This is a genomic window from Nocardia sp. NPDC059177 (genome assembly GCF_042755165.1).
Classification (GTDB): domain Bacteria; phylum Actinomycetota; class Actinomycetes; order Mycobacteriales; family Mycobacteriaceae; genus Nocardia.
Genome location: NZ_JBHZBX010000013.1, coordinates 129,927 through 153,494, shown reverse-complemented (window position 1 = coordinate 153,494; position 23,568 = coordinate 129,927). Strand labels below are relative to the sequence as shown.

The 23,568-nt window shown below is 72.1% G+C and carries 1 protein-coding gene; it reads left to right on the top strand.

Annotation, left to right across the window (positions count from 1 at the left end; translation table 11 throughout):
• Nucleotides 1-563: 563 nt before the first annotated feature.
• On the top strand, nt 564-23,468 hold the full coding sequence (locus tag ACFXK0_RS18210; RefSeq protein WP_379411565.1) for a non-ribosomal peptide synthase/polyketide synthase: 22,905 nt from the start codon (nt 564-566) through the stop codon (nt 23,466-23,468).
• Nucleotides 23,469-23,568 lie beyond the last annotated feature (100 nt).

The window sequence follows — 23,568 nt, the reverse complement described above, 5'->3', positions numbered from 1 at the left end:
GACCACGTGGTGTGAATCACGCCCTTGCAACGTTGATGCAACCTTGTTTCACATAGTGTTGCCCGACACAGATCGAGTCTGTGCAGACAGCGTCGTGCCGCCTGTGGGGTGGGTGCGGCTGCTCGGCGTATGCGGTCGGATTGCTGGACCGTTCTCAGCGCCGGAAAGTGACTCACGAGTACCAGTATTTTGACTGAATCTGGTCCGGTTTATTGTCGAACCGAATACGCTTCCCTTCGTCCGCGGGCGTGTGTTTCAGGTGTCGGGGTTGACGATGGAGGTTCGGAGATAGCCGAGTCATAGCTGCAAGGGATGCAACCCCTGGATCGTGGGCCCGGCGGAGACGGACGAGCTGGTGCCCGGTTGCATGGCGGCACGCCGGAGCGTGACGATCGTGTCATAGCCGATCGCACTGAATCCTGGTGCCAGTGGGCGGATTTCGGGCAGGGTGCCCGGGGCTGGCCGCCCACCGCCGATCCCGTCACCCGGTGGACCCGGGAGTTCCGAGAGTTTTTGCGGCCGCGTGATGTCACCTGCGGCCGGTAGATGGAAGGCAGTGTGCGATGACCAACCCCACTCCGGCGCGCGCGGGAACCGAGCAGCTGGCAGCGCTGGTGGCGACGGTCGCGGCGATGGATCCGGCGCGGATCGCGGTCGAGTTCGGTGGCAGTGCGGTGTCCTACACCGACCTCGATGCCCAGCTCACACTGATGGCCGAGCTCACCGGCGGCGCCCTCGACCCCGAATCGCTCGTGCAGGTGGTGCTCGCCGAGCTGTTCCCCGGGGTGGTCGACGCGGCCGAAGGCACCTTCGGGCTGCTGCTGGACACCCTCGTCGCCGACACCCTGGCCGTACTGGGGATCGAGCAGGCACCGGCAGCCGCGGCGCCGACGCTGGTCGACCGGTTCACCGATCAGCTCGCGCGCACGCCCGACCGGATCGCCGTGCGGTTCGGCGCCGAGACGCTGACCTACGCGCAGTTCGATGCCAGGGTGCGGGTGCTGGCCGCGCGGCTGGTGGAGCTCGGGGCCGGCCCGGAAACACTGGTGGGTGTGTCGCTGCGGCGCGGTGTCGAACTGATCGTCGCGGTGCACGCCGTGGTGCGGGCCGGTGGCGCGTATGTGCCGCTGGATCCGGATCACCCGGTGGATCGGCTGCGCTATGTGCTCGAGGTGGCGCGTCCGGTCGTGGTGGTGACCCGCGCCTGCGACGCACCCGACCTGGCCGGCGCCCCGGTGCTGCGGACCGACGACATCGACTGGACGGTCACGCCCGGCCCGGTCGAGCCGCGGGCACAGGCGGGCAATACCGCGTATGTCATCTTCACCTCCGGATCCACCGGCAGACCCAAGGGCGTGGCGGTCACCCACGGCGCGATCGTGGCGAACCTGGACTGGCGGCAGCGCCGCTACGGCATGACCGAGACCGATGTGGTGCTGCAGAAGACGCCGTACACCTTCGACGTGTCGGTGTGGGAACTGTTCTGGCCGTTGCAGATCGGCGCCGAGCTGGTGGTGGCCGAGCCCGGCCGCCACGGTCATCCCGGATATCTGGCCGCGGTGATCGCCGAGCACGGCGTGACCGTCACCCACTTCGTGCCCTCGATGCTGGCCGCGTTCGCCGGTGAGCTGGCCGAATCCGGCGCCGAGGTCGAGCTGTCGTCGCTGCGGATGGTGTTCGCCTCCGGCGAGGCGCTGCCCGCCGCGACCGCCGCGCGGCTGCGCAAGCTGTCCGGCGCCGCGCTGCACAACCTGTACGGGCCCACCGAGGCCGCGGTCGACGTCACCGCGCACGAGGTGACCGCGGCCGACGAGGTGTCGGTGCCGATCGGTGGCCCGGCCGACGACACCGGTCTGCTGGTGCTCGACGAGAACCTCGACCAGGTGCCCGCCGGCGCCGTCGGCGAACTGTATCTGTCCGGTGTCCAGCTCGCGCGCGGCTATGTCGCGCGACCGGGACTGACCGCCGACCGGTTCGTGGCCGATCCGTACGGCGCGCCCGGCGAGCGGATGTACCGCACCGGTGACCTCGTGCGGCAGCTGCCCGGCGGGGACGAGCTGGAATACCTGGGGCGCACCGATTTCCAGGTGAAACTGCGCGGGCTGCGGATCGAGCTCGGCGAGATCGAGGCGGTGCTGGCCGCGCATCCACGCGTCGGCAATGCCGCGGTGGTGCTGCATCGGCACACGGCCGGGGAGGCGCTGGTCGGCTATGTGGTGAGCGTCGACGGTGCGCCGCTGGACCAGGCCGAACTGGCAGTGCACGCGAAGGCGTCGATGCCGGAGTACATGGTGCCCGCGCTGCTGGTGCAGCTGCCCGCCATGCCGATCAACGCCAGCGGCAAGCTGGACCGTAAAGCACTGCCGGAACCGGACTTCCGGGTCGCGGCGGCGGAGTTCCGCGCCCCGCGGACCGCGACCGAGCGGGCCGTCGCCGCGCTGTTCGCCGAACTGCTCGACGTCGCCGAGGTCGGTCTCGACGACGACTTCTTCCGGCTCGGCGGCAATTCCCTGGTTGCCACCCGCGCCATCGCCCGGCTCCAGGCGAACTCCGGTGTCCGCGTGGATGTTCGCGACTTCTTCGACAACCCCACCGTCGCGGTGCTGGCCGCCCTGGTCGACGGCGGCGTGGTCGACGCGCGACCCGCCCTGCTCGCCGGGCCCCGCCCCGAGGTGCTGCCGCTCTCACCCGCCCAGCAGCGCATGTGGTTCCTGAACCGGTTCGATCCGGCCACCGGCGCCTACAACATCCCGATCGCGGTCCGCTTGTCCGGCACGCTCGACCTGCCCGCCCTGCGCGCCGCGGTCGGCGACCTGATCGCCCGCCACGAGGTCCTGCGCACGGCCTACCCGGAGGTCGACGGCGTCGGCACCCAGGATGTGCTGACCCCGGACGAGGCACTCGAATTGCTTGTCGCCGAAGCAGGATCGGCGATCCTCGCTGCTGGTTCTGCTGGTTCTGCTGGTTCTGCTGGTTCTGCTGGTTCTGCTGGCGTTGCTGGCGCTGCCGCTGCGGCTGGTGGCGCTGCCAGTGCTGGTGGTGTTGCTGGCACTGCTGGCGCTGGTGCCGCTGCCGACGTTGCTGGTGCTGGTGTCGGGGCGGGCGAGACGAGTGTGTCTGTGTCCGGTGGCCTCGGGTCGGGATCGGGGTTGCTGGAGCCGATCAGGGTTGCGGCGCGGGAACTTCCGGGTGTGCTGGGTGAGGTGATTCTGCGGGGCTTCGATGTGACAGTGGCGCCGCCGGTGCGGGTGCGGCTGTTCGAGGTCGACGGTGATCATGTGCTGGTGCTCGTCGTGCACCACATCGCCGCCGACGGGTGGTCGGCCGGTCCGCTGGTGCGTGACACCATGACCGCGTACTACGCGCGGACCGCAGGGGCCGCGCCGGAGTGGGCGCCGCTGCCCGTGCAGTACGCGGATTACACGCTGTGGCAGCGCGCGGTGCTCGGCGCCGAGGACGACGAGACGGCGCAGGCGGGACGCGAGATCGCGTTCTGGCGCTCGGCGCTGGCCGGGGTGCCGGACGAGGTGGGTCTGCCGTCGGATCGGCCGCGTCCGGCGACGGCGTCGATGCGCGGGCGCCGGGTCGGCTTCGAACTCGACGCCGACCTGGTCGCGACCTTGAATGCCGTTGCGGCAGAGCAGGGTGCGACCCTGTTCATGGTGCTGCACGCCGCGCTGTCGGTGCTGATCGCGCGCCTGTCGGGTACGGACGATGTGGTGATCGGCAGCCCGGTCGCCGGCCGCGGCGCCGCCGAACTCGACGATGTGATCGGCATGTTCGTCAATACCGCCGTCCTGCGGACCCAAGTGCGGGCGGGGGAGCCGTTCGCCGAACTGCTCGGCCGGGTGCGCGCCGCCGACCTGGCCGCGTTCGACCACACCACCCTGCCGTTCGAGCGGCTGGTCGAGGTACTCGCGCCGCCGCGCTCGGCGGGCAGGCATCCCCTGTTTCAGGTGGCGCTGTCGTTGCAGAACCTGCCGCCCACCGCCGTCGAGCTGCCCGGCCTGCGTGCCGCCGCCGTCGACCTGCCCTACGACATCGAGAAGTTCGATCTCTCGGTGACGCTGCGGGAATCCGGCGCCACCGGTCTGTCCGGCGAATTCTCCTACGCCACCGACCTGTTCGACGAGCCGACGGTCGCGGCCATGGTGGGCCGTTTCACCGGTCTGCTCGCCGCGATCGCCGCCGCACCGCACACCCAGGTCGCCGACCTGCCGCTGCTGATCGGCAGCGAACTCACCGACCTCACCACCCGCACCGGCGGCCCGTCCACGCCGGCGCCGCTGCTGCCCGAGGTCCTCGCCCGCGCCGCCGCCGACCCGGCCGCCCTCGCGATCCGCGACGGCGCGCGCACCCTCACCTACGGCGAACTCGACGCCACCTCCACCGCGCTGGCCGCCCGCCTGACCGCGCTCGGTATCGGCCCCGGCGATCTCGTCGCCGTCGGCATCCCCCGCTCCGCCGAGTCGATCACCGCTGTCTGGGCCGTGGTCAAGTCCGGCGCCGGTTTCCTGCCCGTCGACCCGAACTACCCTGCCGACCGCATCACCCACATGCTCGCCGATTCCGGTGCGGCAGCGGGCATCACGACCACCGCCGTCCACCCGGACCTGCCCACCACCGTGCACTGGCTGGTGCTCGACGCCGCAACCTCGGCTTCGACCGTGGCCGAGAGTGCGGGGCGGACGCTGGATCCGCTCGATCCCGCCTATGCCATCTACACCTCCGGCACCACCGGTCTGCCCAAGGGCGTGGTGATTCCGCACGGTGCGGTGGCGGCGTATCTGCCGGTGCAGGCGGGGCGGTATCTGGCGGCGGCGGATGCGCGGGTGCTGCATGTGGCCTCGCCGTCGTTCGACATCTCGGTGGCCGAGCTGTTGCTGACGGTGACCGAGGGCGCGACCATGGTGATCGCGCCCGCCGGGGTGTTCGGTGGGGCGGAGCTGGGTGAGTTGCTGCGGGCCGAGCGGGTGACCCATGTGGCCATCACGCCGTCGGCACTGGCGACGGTGAACCCGGCCGGCCTCGTCGACCTGCGGCTGGTCGTGGTCGGTGGTGAAGCGTGCCCGCCGGAGCTGGTGGCACGCTGGACCGCCGCGATCCCGGGGCTGGTGTTCCGCAACGCCTACGGGCCGACCGAGACCACCATCGTCACCAATATCAGCGAACCACTCGACGCCACCACGCCGATCACGCTCGGTGCCCCGGTGGAGGGCACCACCGAACTCGTGCTCGACGATCGGTTGCGGCCGGTGCCGGCCGGGGTGGTCGGTGAGCTGTACATCGCGGGCCCGCAGCTGGCGCGCGGCTACCATCGCAGACCGTCGCTGACCGCGGGCCGGTTCGTCACCAACCCCTACGGTGCGCCCGGTGAGCGGATGTACCGCACCGGCGACACCGTGCGCTGGACGCGGCGCGCGGACTCCTACGATCTGGAATACCTGGGCCGCAACGACTTCCAGGTGAAGGTCCGTGGTTTCCGGATCGAGCTCGGCGAGATCGACGCCGTCCTGTCCCGGCACGCCTCGGTGGACTTCGCGGCGACCATCGGCCACCGCACCGACGCCGGCGCGACACTGCTGGTGTCCTATGTCGTCCCCGTGGCCGGTGCCACTGTCGACGCGGCCACTCTCCTCGCGCACGCCGGTGACCGGCTGCCCGCGCACATGGTGCCCGCCGCGATCATCGCCCTGGACGCGGTGCCGCTGACGCCGGTCGGCAAGCTCGACCGGGCGGCGCTGCCCGCGCCGGTGTTCGAGGCCGCGGTCTACCGTGCCCCGGAAACGCCCGCCGAGCAGGTGATCGCCGCCGCGTTCGCCGAGGTCCTCGGCCTGGACCGGGTCGGCCGCGACGACGACTTCTTCGAGCTGGGCGGCAATTCGCTGCTCGCCACTCGGCTGATGGCCCGCATCGGCACCGATCTCGCTATCCGTCTCCCGGTCCGGCAGCTCTTCGACACCGCCGTCGTCCGCACGCTCGCCGCGGCCGCCGACGCCCTGCGCGGCACCGGCACCGGCCCGGCGCTCGTCGCGGGCGCCCGTCCCGACCCGCTGCCGCTCTCGCCCGCCCAGCAGCGCATGTGGTTCCTCAACCGGTTCGACCCCGGTTCGGCCACCGACAACATCCCTCTGGCTGTGCGCCTGACCGGCGACCTCGATGTCGCCGCCCTGCGACTCGCGGTCGTGGACGTGCTGGACCGGCACGAGGTCCTGCGCACCCGCTACCCGGAGCGCGACGGTCACGCGGTCGCCGAGATCCTGTCCGCCACCGGCCTGGTCCCCGAGATCCTTGCGCACCTCGTTCCCGCCGCCGACCTCGCCGACGCGATCCGGACCTTCTCCGCGACCGGCTTCGACCTCACCCTCGACGCCCCACTGCGCGCAGCCCTGTTCCGGGTCGCGAACAGTGCAGATTCTGGCGACGGCGTGACGGAGCCTGCCGGACCGGAGTACGTGCTGGTCATCGTGCTGCATCACATTGCGGCGGACGGCTTCTCGTTCGGGCCGCTGATCAGGGATGTGCTCACCGCCTACGGCGCGCGCGCCGCCGGTGACGCGCCGCAGTGGGCGCCGCTGGAGGTGCAGTACGCCGACTACGCGGTGTGGCAGCACGCGGTGCTCGGTGACGCGAACGATCCGGAATCTGTTGCCGCCGAGCAGCTCTCGTACTGGCGCGACACGCTGAACGGTGTGCCCGAGCAGCTGGAACTGCCCGCCGACCGGACCCGGCCCGCTGTCGCCTCGCGACGCGGGGCCACCCACGGTGTCGAGATCGACGCCGACACACACAGAGCGTTGGCGGAATTCGCTCGCGCACACGGGGTCACGGTGTTCATGGCCGCGCACGCGGTGCTCGCCGCCCTGCTGGCACGCCTGTCGGCGACCACCGATATCGCCATCGGTACCCCGGTGTCGGGTCGCGGTGAGCGCGCGCTCGACGACCTCGTCGGCATGTTCGTCAACACCCTGGTGTTGCGCACCCAGGTCGAGCCTGCCACGCCGTTCACCGAGCTGATCGCCCAGGTGCGCGAGATCGACCTCGCCGCCTTCGGTCACGCCGACATCCCGTTCGAGCGGCTCGTCGAGGTCCTCGACCCGGTCCGCTCCACCGCCCGCAATCCGCTGTTCCAGGTGATGCTGTCGCTCAACGAGGACACGCCCCGCGTCCTCGCCCTGCCCGGCCTGACCGTCGGCGGCGTCGAGCTGCCCACCGCCGTCGCCAAATTCGACCTCGAACTCACCCTCACCGAACACCGCGACGAACACGGCGGCCCCGCCGGTCTGTCCGGTGCGTTCGTCTACGCCACCGACCTGTTCGACGCCACCACCGTCGCCGGTTTCGCGACCCGCCTGAACCGGATTCTCACCACCGTCCTCACCGACCCCACCCGCCCGATCGGCGACATCGACCTCCTCGACCCCGCCGAACGCACCGACCTGCTGTCGACCTGGAACACCACCAGCCCTCTAGACGCCGCCACCACCCTCGCCGACCTGTTCGCCGATCAAGTGGCGGCCGGCGGAGACGCGATCGCGGTCGTCGTCGACGCTGAGGGCGGCGAAAGCGCTGAGGGCGTGGTGTCGTACGCGGAGTTCGGGAGCCGGGTCGCTCGTCTGGCGCGCTACCTGATCGGGGCCGGAGCCCGGCCCGGAACAACGGTTGCCGTGGCGATGCGGCGGGGGATCGACCAGCTGGTCGCCGTGCACGCGGTGCTGGTGGCCGGTGCCGCGTATGTGCCGGTGGACCCGGAGCATCCGGTCGAGCGGACCACGGATCTGCTCGCGCAGACGGCACCGGTCCGCGTGCTGACCGTCACCGGAAGTGGTGTGGCGGAGGGTGATTCGGTCGTCGCGATCGACACGCTCGACCTGTCTGAGTTCTCCGGGGAACCGGTGGACGACGCGGAGCGGCTCGCTCCGTTGCGGCCCGAACATCTCGCCTACGTGCTGTTCACGTCCGGTTCCACCGGAAAGCCCAAGGGTGTGGCGGTGCCGCATCGGGCCGTGGTGAACCAGTTGCTGTGGCTACAGCGTGAATACGCCCTGGGCGCTGCGGACGTGGTGCTGCAGAAGACCCCCTTCACCTTCGACGCGTCGGTGTGGGAACTGTTGTGGCCCTTGCAGACCGGTGCGCGGCTGGTGCTGGCCACCGCCGACGGGCATCGCGACCCGGCGTATCTGGCCGAGGCCACGGTGCGGCACGGGGTGAGCGTCGTCCAGTACGTGCCGTCGGTGCTCGCGGCAGTGCTCACCGAAGAGGCTACAGCGCAGGCGAATTCGCTGCGCCTGGTGTTCGCCGGCGGCGAGGCGCTGACCACCGACCTGGCCCGCCGGGTGCGGGAGCGCACCGGGGCGAGGGTGGTCAACCTGTACGGCCCCACCGAGACCGCCATCCAGGTCACCACCCACCGGGTCGGCGACGAGCACGGCGCGGCGGTGCCGATCGGCACACCGGTCGCCGGCACCCGCGTGTACGTGCTGGACGCGCGCCTGCGCCCGGTCCCCGCCGGGGTGCCCGGTGAGCTGTACATCGCGGGCACCCAGCTCGCCGACGGCTACCACGGCCGCCCGGACCTGACCGCCGAACGATTCGTCGCCGACCCCTTCGGCACCGGCGAACGCCTCTACCGCACCGGCGACCTCGTCACCTGGCGCGCCGGGACCGGCCGGGGCAGTGACGGCCCGGCCCTGCACTACCTGGGCCGCACCGACTTCCAGGTGAAGCTGCGCGGCCTGCGCATCGAACCCGCCGAGATCGAGGCCGCCCTGAACTCGGTGCCGGGGGTGCGCCGCGTCGCGGTCTTGGTCCGCTCCGACGAGGGCCGACCCGACCAGCTCGTCGCGTACATCGTCCGGGACACCCGAAGCGATGCGGCGCACACTGCGAACGACACGAGTGGTCCGGGCACCCCGGCGGTCACGCTGGTCGGCTCGAATCCGGCGGTGACGGCACCGTCTGGTCGAGCCGCACTGCCCGCGTCGGTGTCCGGTGTGGTTTCGGCTGCGGGTGTCGCGCAGGTGCCTGGTGTGGATTCTGCTGCGAGCGTCGCGGTGGAGCCGGACGCAGTCGTGTCGGCCGCCGGCGACGAGCACGTTCCGGGAGGCTCGGCTGCGGCCGTCGTCGCCGACCTCGATGCCGCGGTCGCCGCGGTGCTGCCGTCGTACATGGTTCCGGGCGCCTACGTCTTCCTGGACGACCTGCCCGTGAACAGTTCCGGCAAGCTGGATCGCCGTGCGCTGCCCGCACCGCAGGCGCGCACCCTCGACTATCGCGAACCGGCGACCGCGACCGAGCGGATCGTCGCCGCCACCTTCGCCGGGGTTCTCGACCTCGAACGGGTGGGCGCCGACGACGACTTCTTCGCGCTCGGCGGCAACTCGCTGTTGGCGACCCAGGTGGCCGCGCGGCTCGGCGCCGCTCTCGATGCCAGGGTGCCGGTGCGTGAGCTGTTCGAGGCGAGCAGCGTGAGCGGGCTCGCGGTGCGCCTGGACGCTCTGCGCGGTACCGGCAGCAGGCGCGGACCGGTGGCGGGGCAACGCCCGCAACGGATTCCGCTCTCACCCGCGCAGCAGCGGATGTGGTTCCTGCACCGGTTCGATCCGGATTCGGCGGGCTATCACATCCCGGTCGCGCTGCGGCTCAGCGGCGAACTCGACATCGCCGCGCTGCGCGGGGCGCTCGGCGACCTGATCGCCCGGCACGAGACCCTGCGGACCACCTATCCCGAATTCGACGGGCAGGCGACCCAGCTCGTCGGCGCGCCGTTCGTGCCCGAGCTGGCCGTCACCGAGACGGCCGCCACCGAGGTACCCGCCGCCGTCGTGGCCGCGCTCGCGGGCGGCTTCGACATCACCACCGAAGCGCCGGTGCGCGCCGAGCTGCTGCGGGTCGCGCCCACCGAGCACGTGCTGGTCCTGGTCGTGCACCACATCGCGGCCGACGGCTGGTCGATGGGCCCGCTGACCCGTGACCTGGTCACCGCCTACGCCGCCCGCGCCGCGGGCGCCACCCCGCAGCTGCCCGCGCCCGCCGTGCACTACGCCGACTACTCGCTGTGGCAGGTCGAGGGCCTGGGCAGCACCGACGACCCGGATGCGCCGCTGGCCCGCCAGCTCGACTACTGGACGCACCGCCTCGCCGGTCTGCCCGACGTGCTGACCCTGCCCGCCGACCGGCGCAGGCCGCTCGTCGCCACCAACCGGGGCGCCACCTTCACCGCGACCCTGGACGCCGAGCTGCACCGCGGCATCGACGAGCTGGCCCGCGCCCAGCGCGCCACCCCGTTCATGGTGCTGCACGCCGGACTCGCGGTCCTGCTGGCCCGGCTCTGCGCGGGTACCGACATCGTGGTCGGTACCCCGGTCGCCGGCCGTGGTCACCGCGAGCTCGACGATATCGTCGGCATGTTCGTCAACACCCTGGTGCTGCGCGCCGAGGTGCGCTCGAACGCCCGTTTCAGCGACCTGCTCGCCGAGGTCCGCGCCGGTGACCTGGACGCCTTCGACCATGCCGATGTGCCGTTCGAAAGCCTTGTCGACGCGCTGAATCCGGCACGCTCCCAGGGCTATTCGCCGCTCTACCAGGTGTCGCTGGCGTTGCAGAACCAGCGCCGCACCGCCTTCGAACTGCCCGGCCTGACCCTGTCCGGCCTGACCCTGCCCGACGCGCCGATCGAGGTGGACCTCGACTTCACCTTCGTCGACCGGTTCACCGCCGACGGCGCGGCCGACGGATTCGACCTCGAACTGCGCTACGCCACCGACCTGTTCGACCCCGGCACCGTCGCCGCCCTGGTCGGCATGCTCGAACGGGTGCTGCGCGCCGCCGTCGCCGCCCCGGGTACCGCGGTCGGCGATCTCGCCCTGCACGACGACACCGAGCGCGCCACCCTGCTGGCCGGCCCGCACGGTGACGAGGTACCCCTCGACCGCGCCCTCGCCGAACTGGGCGTGCCCGCCCCGCTGGCCGCGCATCTGCTCGACGCCGCGGCCGCCCGCGACCCGCGCGCGGTGGCGGCGGTGTTCGAGGGCGCCGAGATCACCTACGGTGCGCTCGCGGCCCGCGCCAACCGGTTCGCGCGCAGGCTGATCGACTGCGGTGTCGGCCCGGAAACCCCGGTGGCCGTAGCTGTTCCGCGCGGCATCGACCTGCTGGTCGTGCTGCACGGTGTGCTCGCCGCGGGTGGGGTGTACGTGCCGATCGACCCGGCACAACCCGCCGACCGCATCGGATACGTGCTCGAGACGGCCGCCCCGCGTCTGGTGGTGGCCGCCGCGGCCGCCGACCTGGACCACGTCGACTCGGGTATCCGATCCGCCACGGCCTCGGTGCATTTCGCGGCCGCGTCGCGCTCCGGCTTCCCGGTGCTGACCGTCGCCCAGGTCGAGGATCCGGCCCAGCCGCCGGTGCCCGGCACGCCCGTCACCGATGCCGAACGGCTCGCGCCGCTGCGCCCGGAACATCCGGCGTATGTGCTGTTCACCTCCGGCTCGACCGGAACCCCCAAGGGGGTGATGGTGTCGCATCGCGCGGTGGTCAACGAATTGTGCTGGCTGCGTGGCGAATACGCGATGACCTCCGGCGACCGGTTCCTGCAGCGCGCGCCGCTGACCTTCGACGTCTCGATCTGGGAACTGCTCGCGCCCGCGCTGCTCGGCGCCACGCTGGTACTGCTGCGCCCCGGCGGCCACCTCGACCTGGCCTGCCAGGCACAGGTCCTGCGGGAACAGCGGATCACCATCGCGGAATTCGTGCCCTCGGTCCTGGCCGCGCTGCTCGCCGAGGGCCTCGGCGACGCGCTGGGCGGGCTGCGGATGCTGCACGCGGGCGGTGAGGAACTGCCCGCGCCGCTGGCCGCCGCGCTGCTCGACGCCATTCCCGGCGAACTGCACAACACCTACGGCCCGACCGAAGTGGCGATCACCAGCACCTTCGAACAGATCACCGCCCCGGTCGAGCAGACCGAACTGCCCATCGGCAGGCCCACCTGGAATGTGCGGGCCTATGTGCTCGACGAGCGACTGCACCCGGTGCCCGCCGGTGTCGCGGGCGAGCTGTATCTCGCCGGCGCCCAGCTGGCCCGCGGCTACCTGGGCAAGCCGGACCTGACCGCCGACCGGTTCGTCGCCGATCCCCACGGCGCCGACGGTTCGCGGATGTACCGCACCGGTGACCTGGTCCGCCGCGACCGGTCCGGTGCGCTGATCTACCTGGGCCGCAACGATTTCCAGGTGAAGATCCGCGGCCTGCGGATCGAGCTCGGCGAGATCGAGGCCGCGCTCGGCGACGCACCCGGCGTCACCCACGCGACCGTGCTGCCCGCCACCGACGACGCCGGACGGCAATGCCTGGTCGCCTACGTGGCGGGCGAGGCCGACCCCGGCGCCGTGCGCGCGCACGTGGCGAGCCGGGTGCCCGCGTACATGGTGCCCGCGCACCTGATGGTCCTCGACACCGTGCCGCTGAACTCCGCGGGCAAACTCGACCGCTCCGCGCTGCCCGCCCCCGACCTGTCGACCACCACCGCCTACGTGGCGCCGCGACCCGGTGCACAGACCGCGCTCGCGGGCGTGATCGCCGATCTGCTCGGCGTCACCCGGGTGGGTGCCGACGACGACTTCTTCGCCGTCGGCGGCAACTCGCTGCTGGCCATGCGCCTGGTCGCGCGCGCCAACGCCGCCCTGGGCAGCGCGCTGGACGTACGCGATGTCTTCGACGCCCCCACCGTCGCCGCCCTCGTCGAACGCGCCGCGACCCGGCGCGAACAGCTGCCCGCGCTGACCGTCGCCGCACCGCGCCCGGACCGGATTCCGTTGTCGCTGGCCCAGACCCGCCTCTGGCTGCTCAACCGCATCGAACCCGGCTCGGCCGTCTACACCCTGCCCATCGCCCTGCGCCTGACCGGCGACCTGGACACCCACGCGCTGTGGGCCGCCCTGGGCGACGTACTCGGCCGCCACGAATCACTGCGCACCGTCTTCCCCGAGGACGCCGACGGCCCGACCCAGATCGTGCTGCCCGTCGACCAGGTACTACCGGAACCTGTCGTCCGCGAGATCGCCGAGGCCGAACTGGCCGAGGCCGTGCGCGCCGTCGTCGGCGCGGCCTACGACCTGACCACCCAGCCCCCGCTGCGCGCCGCACTCTTCCGCCGCGACACCCGGTCGACGGACGCCGCGACCGGGGCTTCGCGCGAAGCGACGGCGGACGAGATCGAGCATGTGCTGGTGCTCGCTGTGCATCACATCGCCGCCGACGGTGTGTCCACCACACCGCTGGCACGTGATCTCGTCACCGCCTACGCCGCGCGGGCGGCGGGGAGTGCGCCGGCGTGGGAGCCGTTGCCGGTGCAGTATCCGGACTTCACGCTGTGGCAGCGGGCCGTGCTCGGTGACGCCGCCGATCCGGGGTCGCGTCTGGCCCGGCAGTTGACCCACTGGCGGGACGAATTGGCCGGGCTCGCACCGGTTCTCGAATTGGCGACCGATCGGCCGCGGCCGGTGGTGCGCTCCGGGGCGGGTGCGGCGGTCGGGTTCGATGTGCCCGCCGAGGTGGTCGCCGGGATCGAGGCGCTGGCTCGCAGGCACGGTGTATCCACGTTCATGGTGGTGCACGCGGCCTTCGCGGTACTGCTGGCGCGGCAGGGCGCGGGGACCGATATCGCGGTCGGGACGCCGGTCGCCGGGCGGGCCGATGCCGCGCTCGACGACCTGGTCGGCATGTTCGTCAACACCCTGGTACTGCGGACCTCGGTCGACGCGGGCGCCGGTTTCGCCGAACTCCTCGCCGAGGTGCGCGCGGCCGACCTGCGGGCCTTCGCCCAGGCCGACCTGCCGTTCGAACGGCTCGTCGACGAACTGAATCCGGTCCGGTCGACGGCCTATTCGCCGATCGTGCAGGTGATGCTCGCCTTCGAACACCGCGAGGACACCACCATCGAACTGCCCGGCCTGCGCATCGCCGAATTCGCGATGCCCGCGGCCACCACCCAGTTCGATCTGTCCCTGGCCGTCAACGAGATCACCGGCGCGGCAGGCGAACCCGGAATGCGGGGCTGGCTGCGCTACGCCACCGATCTGTTCGACGCGGGCACCGTCACGGCGCTCGGTGCTCGTTTCGTGCGGGTGCTGGCCGCCGTCGTCGCCGACGACAGCACGCCGGTAGGCGAGATCGACCTCCTCGACGCGGGGGAGACCGCCCAGCTGGCGGCCTGGAACGACACCGCCGCACCCCTCGACAGCACCGCGACACTGGTGTCGCTGTTCGCCGAGCAGGCGCTGCGCACGCCGCAGGCCGTCGCGCTCGACTTCGAGGGCGAGCGGATCACCTACGGCGAGTTCGCTGTTCGCGTGGCGCGGCTGGCGCGCCGGCTGATCGCCGAACAGGTCGGGCCAGGGGCGATCGTCGGTGTCGGGCTGCGGCGCGGCATCGACCTGCTGGTCGCCCTGTACGCGGTGCAGGCCGCCGGTGCGGCCTACCTGCCGCTGGACCCCGATCATCCGGCCGACCGCATCGCCGACGTGCTGGCCACCGCGGCACCGGTCTGCGTGCTCGCCGCCGCCGGCTTCCCCGCCACCGGGACCCGCACCGTCGACCCTGCCGCGCTCGACCTGGCCGGCTACGCCGGTGAACCCGTCACCGACGCCGACCGGATCCGGCCGCTGCGCGCCGCCGACCTGGCCTACGTCCTGTTCACCTCCGGTTCGACCGGCAAGCCCAAGGGCGTCGCGGTGAGCCACGCCGCCATCGTCAACCGCCTGGTCTGGATGCAGGACACCTACCGGCTCGCCACCGGGGACAACGTGTTGCAGAAGACGCCGATCACCTTCGACGTCTCGGTGTGGGAACTGTTCTGGCCCTTGCAGATCGGCGCCACCTTGGTGATCGCCCGCCCCGACGGGCACCGCGATCCCGCCTACCTGGCCGAGGTGATCACCCGCACCGGTACCGGTGTCGCGCACTTCGTGGCGTCGATGCTGGCTGCCTTCCTCGCCGAACCCCGTGCGGCGGAATGCGTGTCGCTGCGGCAGGTGTTCGCCTCCGGTGAGGCGCTGCCCGCCGCCGACGCCCAGCGCCTGCGCGCACTGCTGCCCGGCGTCACGGTGCACAACCTGTACGGGCCGACCGAGGCGGCGGTCGACGTCAGTTTCCACGAGGTCACCGACGACGACACCGTCACCGTCCCGATCGGCGCCCCCGTCGCCAATACCGCACTGCACGTCCTCGACGCGCGCCTGCGTCAGGTCCCCGTCGGCACCCCGGGTGAGCTGTACCTGGCCGGTGTCCAGCTGGCCCGCGGCTATCTGGCCCGCCCCGACCTGTCCGCCGACCGCTTCGTCGCCAACCCCTACGGGCAGCCCGGCGAACGCATGTACCGCACCGGCGACCTCGTCGTCCGCACCCGCACCGGCGAACTGGAATACCTGGGCCGCACCGACTTCCAGGTGAAACTACGCGGCCTGCGCATCGAACTCGGCGAAATCGAAGCGGTCCTCACCGCCCTCGACACCGTCGAACGCGCCGTGGTCGCGGTCCGCGACGACGGCACCGGCGACTACCTCACGGCCTACCTGGTCCCCACCGAGGCGAGTCCGCCGACCGCGCACTCCGAAGCCCCGGTCGTCACCGCCGTATCAGCGGTCGCCGCTGCCACAGCTCCGGTCGCGGCTGCCGTGGAGGTCGCCGCCGCAGGAGATGGCGGAGCCGGCTCGAGGAGTGGCCGGGACGACGCCGGGACCGGGCTGGATCTGGACGGAGTGAAATCCGCACTGCGGGAGGCACTTCCGGCCTACATGGTGCCGAATGCGTTCGTGGTGCTCGACGAGTTCCCGGTGAACGCGTCCGGCAAGCTCGATCGGCGGGCGCTGCCCGCGCCGGAGCTGGTCGCCCGGGAGTTCCGGGCGCCGGTGACACCCACGGAACGGTTGGTGGCCGAGGTGGTCGCCGAGGTGCTCGGGGTCGAGACGGTCGGTGCCGAGGACGATTTCTTCGATCTCGGCGGCAATTCGCTCATCGCCACGCGGGTCGCGGCGCGGCTCGGGGCGGCGCTGGACCGGCAGGTGCCGGTCGCGCGGATCTTCGAGACGCCGGTGGTGGCCGAACTGGCCGCCGCGCTCGATGCCACCGGCGGTGTCGCGCGGGTGGCGCTGGTGGCGGGCGAGCGGCCCGCGGCGATTCCGCTCTCGCCCGCGCAGCAGCGCATGTGGTTCCTGAACCGGTTCGATCCCGACTCGGCGGGCTACAACGTGCCGATCGCGGTGCGGCTGGGCGGCGTCCTCGATCTCGCGGCGCTCGGCGCCGCCGTCGACGACCTCGTCGAACGGCACGAAGTGCTGCGCACCTACTACCCGGAAACCGCCGACGGACCGGTGCAGCAGATCGTCCCGGCCGCCGAAGCCGGTGTCGCACTACAGGTTCGCGAACTCCCGGCCGCCGATGTCGTCGACGCGGTGACCGCACTGGCCGCCACCACCTTCGATGTCACCACGGGTGTGCCGTGGCAGGTGGTGCTGTACCGGATCGGCGCCGAGGAGGCCGTGCTGGCGCTGGTCGTGCACCACATCAGCGCCGACGGTTCATCGATGCCGCCGCTGGTGCGTGACCTGATGACCGCCTACCTGGCCCGCCGCGACGGTACGGCACCGGTGTGGACGCCGCTGCCGGTGCAGTACGCCGACTACGCGCTGTGGCAGCGTGCGGTCCTCGGCGAGGAGACCGATCCCGGTTCGGTCGCCGCCCGCCAGCTCGACTTCTGGCGCACCGAACTCGCCGATCTGCCCGACGAACTGGCCCTGCCGCTGGACCGTCCGCGCCCGGCGGTGCGCACCCTCGCCGGCGGCACCGTACCGGTGACCGTCGACGCCGCCACCCATGCCCGGCTCGCCGAACTCGCCAAGGACACCGGCGCGACCTTGTTCATGGTGGTGCACACCGCGTTCGCCGCCCTGCTGGGCCGCCTGTCGGGCAGTGCCGACATCACCGTCGGCACACCGGTCGCCGGTCGTGGCGAAGCCGCCCTCGAGGACCTGATCGGCATGTTCGTCAACACACTGGTCTTCCGGACCAGGCTGGCGACCGGCGAAACCTTCCGGCAGCTGCTGACCCGGCAGCGGGCCACCGACCTCGCGGTCTACGCCAATGCCGATGTCCCGTTCGAGCGTCTGGTCGAGGTGCTCGACCCGGCCCGCTCGACGGCCCGGCACCCGCTGTTCCAGGTCGGATTCTCCTTCCAGAACTTCGAACGCGCCGAACTGGCCCTGCCCGGCATCACCGTGTCCGGCATCGACACCGACACCGAGCTGTCCCAGTTCGACCTGCACCTGATCGTCAGCGACGACTACACCGCCGACGGCACGGCCGCGGGCGTCACCGGCGTACTCACCTACGCCCACGACGTGTTCGACACCGACACCGCCGCCGCCATCGGCGCCCGCCTCGAACGGCTGCTCACCGCCGTGGCCGCCGCACCGCACGCGCCACTGGACACGGTCGATGTGCTCGAGCCCGCCGAACGGACCCGCATCCTCGCCGAGTGGAACGCCACCACCCACGAGATCGACCGCGCCACAACACTGCTCACGCCCTACCGCGCGCAGGTGCGAACCCGGCCGGACGCGACCGCGCTCGTCTTCGAGGACACCGCGCTGACCTACGCCGCCTTCGACGCCAGGGTCAACCGGCTCGCCCGCCACCTCGTCGCCGACGGCGTCGGCCCCGACGTGCTCGTCGCGCTGGCGATGCGCCGCTCGATCGACCTGGTGGTCGCCATCTACGCGGTGCTCACCGCGGGCGGCGCCTACGTCCCGATCGACCCCGACCACCCCACCGACCGCATCGCCCTGGTCCTCGACACCGCCCGGCCACACCTGATTCTCACCACCCGCCGCGACGAATTCACCGCGCCCCCAGCGTCTGTGCGCGGCGTTGTCTCGACTGACGCTGTGCCGGCTGCCGCAGACTCGGGTACTTCGGCGCCAGTAGCCGAAGAGCATTCGGCACTGCCGTCGATCGACCGATCGGTCGGGGAGACTCCGACCGCCGCCGCTTCGGCTGTTCGGGTTGTCGCGCTCGATGACATCGACATCGATCGTTACCCCGCACACCCGCTCGACCTCACCGAACTCCGTGCGCCGATGCATGATTCGAACCTCGCCTATGTCCTGTTCACCTCCGGATCCACCGGTAGGCCCAAGGGTGTGGCGATGAGCCATGCCGGTATCCGCAACCAGCTCTCCTGGCTGATCGACCGGTTCGGGCTCGACGACCACGACGTGTACCTCCAGAAGTCGGCCGCCGGGTTCGACCTGTCGGTATGGGGCTTCTTCGCGCCGCTCGCCGCGGGCGCGAGCCTGGTGCTCGCCACCCCCGACGGACACCGCGACCCGCAGTACCTGGCCGAACTCGTCGCCGCGCGAGGGATCACCGTCGCCGACTTCGTGCCGTCGATGCTGGCCGTGTTCGCCGCCCACGCCGCACCGGCGCAGCTGGCGAGCCTGCGCCTGCTGCTCGCCATCGGCGAGGCGCTGACCCCGGACGTGGTCGCCGCCGTCGGCGCGAAAACCGCCGCGCCGGTACACAACCTGTACGGGCCCACCGAGGCCGCCGTGTCGGTCACCGCCTGGCCAGCCACCGGCGCGGCCGGGCAGAGCGTGCCGATCGGGGTGCCCGCGTGGAACACCCGCGTCTATGTCCTCGACGACCGGTTGCGGCCTGTCGCACCGGGTGTCGCCGGTGAGCTGTACCTGGCCGGCGCGCAGCTGGCGCGCGGGTATCTCGGGCGCGCTGACCTGTCCGCCGACCGGTTCGTCGCCGACCCGTTCGGCGGGCCGGGGGAGCGGATGTACCGGACCGGTGACCTGGTGCGGTGGACCCGCGACGGCGTGCTGAGCTACCAGGCGCGCATCGACTTCCAGGTGAAGTTCCGTGGCCAGCGCATCGAACTCGGCGAGATCGAGACCGCGCTGGGCTCGCTGCCCGAGATCAGCCAGGCCGCCGCGGTGGTCTCGCCGAGCGATACCGGCGACCGGCTCGTCGGGTACGCGGTCCCGGTGCCCGGCAGCGCACCCGATCCGGCGCTGCTGCGCACGGCCCTCGGCGCGCTGCTGCCCTCCTACATGGTGCCCGCGGTCATCGTGGTGCTCGACGCCTTCCCGCTCAACACCTCCGGCAAGCTCGACCGCAAGGCCCTGCCCACCCCGGAATTCGTGGCCCGGCCCTTCCGCGCACCCGTCACCCCGGTGCAGCGGGCCGTGGCCGAGGTGTTCGGCGCGGTCCTCGGACGCGAACAGGTCGGCCTCGACGACGACTTCTTCGAACTCGGCGGCAACTCCCTCGTCGCCACCCGGGTGGCCGCCCGGCTCGGGGCTGCCCTGTCCGCCCGGGTGCCGGTGCGGATCCTGTTCGAGGCGACCACCGTCGCCGGCCTGGCCGCCGCGCTGGCCGCGCACGCCGGCACCGGTGCCGGGCTGACGCTCGTGGCAGGCCAACGGCCCCAGCGGATTCCGCTCTCGGCCGCCCAGCAGCGGATGTGGCTGCTGAACCGGCTCGACCCGGCCTCGGCCGCCTACAACATCCCGATCGCGGTACGGCTCACCGGCGATATCGACGCCGTCGCGCTGGCCGCCGCCGTCACCGATGTGCTCGACCGCCACGAGGTGCTGCGCACCGCGTACCCGGCGATCGACGGCATCGGACACCAGGTGGTGTGGGAGTTCGTGCCGACCCCGGTGGTGGAGACCGTCGACCCGATCGCGGTCCCCGCGCTGGTGGCCGCCGAGATCGGTCGTGGTTTCGACGTCACCGTCGCGCCGCCGGTGCGAGCCAGGGTGCTGCGAACCGCGCCGGACGAGGTGGTCCTGGTCGTGGTCGTGCACCACATCAGCGCCGACGGCTTCTCCGCCGGGCCGCTGCTGCGCGACACCACCGCCGCCTACCTCGCCCGCCGGGCAGGCACCGAACCCGGCTGGGCGCCACTGGAAGTCCAGTACGCCGACTACACGCTGTGGCAGCGGGCCGTCCTCGGCAGCGAGGACGACGCCGACTCGCTCGCCGCCCGGCAGCTGCGGTTCTGGCGGGAGGAACTGACCGGCCTGCCCGGGCTGCTCGAACTACCCACCGACCGGCCCCGTCCGGCGGTCGCCTCCCAGCGCGGAGCCAGTGTGGATATCGTTGTGCCGCAGCGGATCTGGGAGCGGGTCGGGCAGCTCGCCCGGCGTGCGGAGGCCAGCGAGTTCATGGTGGCCCACGCCGCGCTGGCGGTACTGCTGGCGCGGTGGAGCGGGCACGGTGACATCGCCGTCGGAACGCCGGTCGCCGGTCGCGGTGAGCAGGCCCTCGACGCGCTCGTCGGCATGTTCGTCAACACCCTGGTGCTGCGCACCGCGGTCGATCCCGCCGAATCCTTCACCGCCCTGCTGCGCCAGGCCAGGCGGGTCGACCTGGACGCCTTCGAACACGCGGACGTGCCGTTCGAACGACTCGTCGACGTGCTCGACCCGGTCCGCTCGACCGCGCACAGCCCGCTGTTCCAGGTGATGCTCGCCTTCCAGAACCTCGACACCGCCCCGGCCGAGGTGGTGCTGCCCGAGCTGACCGTCACCGGCCTGGACGCCCCCGCCGGCATCGCCCGGTTCGACCTGGACCTGGTCCTGGCCGGAACCGCCGACGGCGGCTGCGCGGTGAGCCTCACCTACGCCACCGACCTGTTCGACACCGCCACCGCGACCCGCCTCGCCGACGGCTACGTGCGGATCCTCGACGCGGTGACCGCGCACCCGGACGGCGCCGTCGGTGACGTCGACCTGCGCACCGCCGACGACCGTGCGCTGTTCGACCGCTGGCGCGCCCCCGTCGCCCCGGCCGCCGCCGAGGTACTGCCGGTCGCCTTCGAACGACAGGTCGCCTTCACCCCCGACGCCATCGCGGTCGTCGACGGCGACACCTGGCTCACCTACGCCGAATTCGCGGCCAGGGTGCATCGGCTGGCCCGCCACCTGATCGCCCACGGCGTCGGCCCGGACACCGCGGTCGCGGTGGCCGTGCGGCGCTCGGCGGACCTGCTCGTCGCCGTGCACGCGGTGCTCGCCGCGGGCGGCACCTATGTGCCGGTCGACCCCGACCACCCGGCCGAGCGGATCGCCCGGATCCTGCGGATCGCCCAGCCGGTGTGCGCGCTCACCACCACCGAGGACAGCGTCGTCCTGCCCGGTGACCTCGACACGGTGCTGCTCGACACCGCCGATCTCACCGCCTACCCGGACGGCCCGATCGACGACGCGGAACGGAAACGGCCGCTGCGGCCCGAGCACACCGCGTATGTGATCTTCACCTCCGGCTCCACCGGCCTGCCCAAGGGCGTCGGGGTGCCGCACCGGGCGATCACCGGCCAGCTCGACTGGCTGGCCGCGCGGTTCGGTTTCGCCGTCGGCGACACCGTCCTGCACAAGACCCCGGTGACCTTCGACGCCTCGATCTGGGAGCTGCTGCTCCCGCACCGCACCGGCGCCTGCACCGTCGTCGCCCGTCCCGGCGGCCACGGCGACCCGGCCTACCTGGCCGCGCTCATCGCCGAATACGGCATCGACACCGTGCAATTCGCGCCGACCCTGCTGGCCGCCTACCTGGCCGAGCTGGAACGCGGTGCGCAACACCAGGGTTCGCTGCGGCGAGTCTTCGCCGGTGGCGAGGAACTGCCGGCCGCGCTCGCCCAGCGGGTGCGCGAACGCACCGGCGCGCAGGTGGTGAACCTGTACGGCCCCACCGAGACCACGGTCCAGGTGAGCACCCACGTGGTGACCGACGCCGACACCACGACCGTGCCGATCGGCGCCCCGGTCCAGGCGACCGGGCTGTACGTGCTCGACGCGCGGCTGCGGCCGGTGCCCGCGGGCGTGACCGGTGAGCTCTACGTCGGCGGTGCGCAGCTCGCGCACGGCTATCTCGGCGCGGCCGGGCTCACCGCCGAACGGTTCGTGCCCGATCCGTTCGGCGCGCCCGGCACCCGGATGTACCGCACCGGTGACCTGGTCCGCCTGCGCGCACCGGAAAACGCCGCAGCCGCACTGGATTACGTCGGGCGAGCCGATCTGCAGGTGAAGCTCAACGGTCAGCGCATCGAGCTCGGCGAGGTGGAAGACGCCCTGCGCAGGCAACCGGGCGTCGCGCAGGCCGCGGCCGCGGTGGTGTCCGGTGTGGGTGCCGACCGGCTCGTCGGCTACATCGTCGGACGCGATCGCGACGGCGGAACGGGTGCGCTGCGCGCCGCGCTGGCCGCGGAACTGCCCGGCTACCTGGTGCCCGCGGTGATCGTCACCCTCGACGAGTTCCCGGTCAACACCTCCGGCAAGCTCGACCGGGCCGCCCTGCCGCGCCCGCAACTGCGCCAAGCCGCCTACCGTGCCCCGGTCACCGCCACCGAACAGCGCGTCGCTGCCGAGTTCGCCCGGGTGCTCGACCTGGACCGGATCGGCATGGACGACAACTTCTTCGACCTCGGCGGCAACTCCCTGAGCGCGGTCCAGCTGTCCGCGCGATTGAGCGAAGCCCTCGACGTCGTGGTGCCGGTGGCCTGGTTCTTCGCCGAGCCGACCCCGGCGGTGATCGCCGAACGTGTTGCCGGGCAGCGGGATTCGGCCGACGACGCGTTCGCAGTGCTGCTGCCGCTGCGCACCACCGGCAGTCGTGAACCACTGTTCTGCATCCATCCGGTCGGCGGGGTGTCCTGGTCGTTCGCCGGGATCACCCGCCACCTCGACCCCGAGCGCCCGGTCTACGGCCTGCAATCGCCCGCGCTCGGCGCCGACGAACCACTGCCCGCCACCATCGAGGAGTGGGCGCAGCGCTACGTCACCGCCATCCGGTCGGTCCAGCCCACCGGGCCCTATCACCTGCTCGGCTGGTCGCTGGGCGGGCTGCTCGCCCACGCGGTCGCCACCCGGCTGCAGGCCGAGGGCGCGAGCGTGGCCCAGCTGGCCATGATGGACAGCTGGCTCGGCGACGGACCCGAGGACACCGCCGCACCCACCGTCGGTGATCTGCTCGGCGGGCTGGCGGGCGAGGACGTGCGCTTCGACGTCGATGGCCTGCTGGCCGCCGCCGCGGAGCTCGGCGGGCCGCTGGCCGCGCTCGACCGGTCTCGCGTCCGCCGCATCATGGACGCCGCCACGGCCTCGATGCGGATGGCCGAGGACTACCGGCCCCGCCGCTACGACGGTGACCTGGTGTATTTCGCCGCCACCGTCGACGACCCCACCGGCGCGCGCGGCGCGGCGAGCTGGACCGGCGCGATCGGCGGCACCGTGCACCGGCACGGCATCGACGCCACGCACTGGGCGATGACGGGGGAGACCGCACTGGCCAGAATCGCGGCGGTACTCGACGGCACCGGAGCCGGAACGCCACGGGCCGGCCAGGTCACCACCACCGAACCCGCCGGGGCCGCCGCACGGGCGGGGGCGATGGGCGCATAGAATCGCGGAGCCGGCCGTCGTGCCTGCTGCCTTGCTTCGTGGAGGTATCCCCGCATGTCACCGGCTCCCGTTTCGAGAGGTTGAGAACGCCCATGTCAGT

Excerpts from the sequence above, each read along its gene's own strand:
- ACFXK0_RS18210 (WP_379411565.1), top strand. The coding sequence starts at position 564 with ATGACCAACCCCACTCCGGCGCGCGCGGGAACCGAGCAGCTGGCAGCG.